We start from the raw sequence: 1,013 nt of genomic DNA, 5'->3' as shown, positions 1-1,013 counted from the left end.
GGCCGAACCCGCCGCCGCCCGGCCCGGCGTCCGGCGTGGCCTGCGCGTCGAAGCCGACCCCGTCGTCGACCACGTCCACCGCCACCTGACCGGGCAGATACTCCAGCCGTATCTGCGCGGCGGTGGCGTGGGCGTGGCGGACCGTGTTGGCCAGCGCCGACTGGGCGACCCGCAGCAGCGCGACCTCCTGCGCGGTCGGCAGCGGCACCGGCTCACCGGCCAGGTGGAAACCCGCGGCCAGCCGGTGCCTGTCGGTGGTGGTGGCGCACAGCCGTTCCAACGCGTCGGGCAGGGTAGTGCCCTCCAACGCCGGCGGGGCGAGCGCGGCGACGAACCGGCGGGCCTCCGCCAGGTTGTCCACCGCCGCCTGGCGGGCCTGCGTCACGTATCCGGCGGCGGTGTCGGCGGCCTCGGGCAGCGCCCGTTCCGCGGCGCGCAGCAGCAACTGGATGCTGGACAGGCCCTGGGCGATGGTGTCGTGGATCTCCCGCGCCAGGCGTTCCCGTTCGGCCAGCACCCCGGCGGTGTGCTCGGCGGCGGCCAGTTCCGCGCGGGCCGCGGTGAGCTCCTCGATCAGCCGCCGCCGCTGCTCGCTCTCCTGGTAGAGGGCCTGATAACCCCACACCACGGCGACCGCGACCACGGCGCCGAGGGCCGGGCCGAGGCCCACCGCCAGGGTGAGGCCACCCCGGTGGGCGGCGAACGCGGCGACCGCCGCGAGCATGGTGGCCGCGACCGCCACCAGGCCGGCGCGGCGCGGCAGCAGGTGCAGTTGCAGGAAGTACCACGGGAACGCCAGCCACACCCCGTCGGCGGACAGGGCCAGCAGCACCAGCCACAGCGCGCCCAGCAGGGCCAGCCACCCCACCGCGGCCCGCTGCGGGGACCGGGCGCGGCGCAGCAGCCCGCCGGCCGCGTACGCCAGCCCCAGCGCCGCCGCCGGATACGTGACGCAGGCCCGCCAGGCGGCGGTGGACAACCTGGCGGAGGCCCGCCGGTTCGTCGCCGCGCTC

Annotated in this window: 1 protein-coding gene; it reads right to left on the bottom strand. The window is 77.3% G+C overall.

Annotated features, from left to right (window positions below; all coding sequences use genetic code 11):
* The coding region (locus ACWEVO_RS37135) for a sensor histidine kinase (protein ID WP_452312043.1) at window positions 1-1,013 on the bottom strand (1,013 nt) is incomplete at both ends.

The sequence above is a fragment of the Micromonospora sp. NPDC003776 genome (assembly GCF_053605645.1).
Note: the sequence above shows the minus strand (reverse complement) of the source record. Positions and strands in the feature narration are given on the sequence as shown.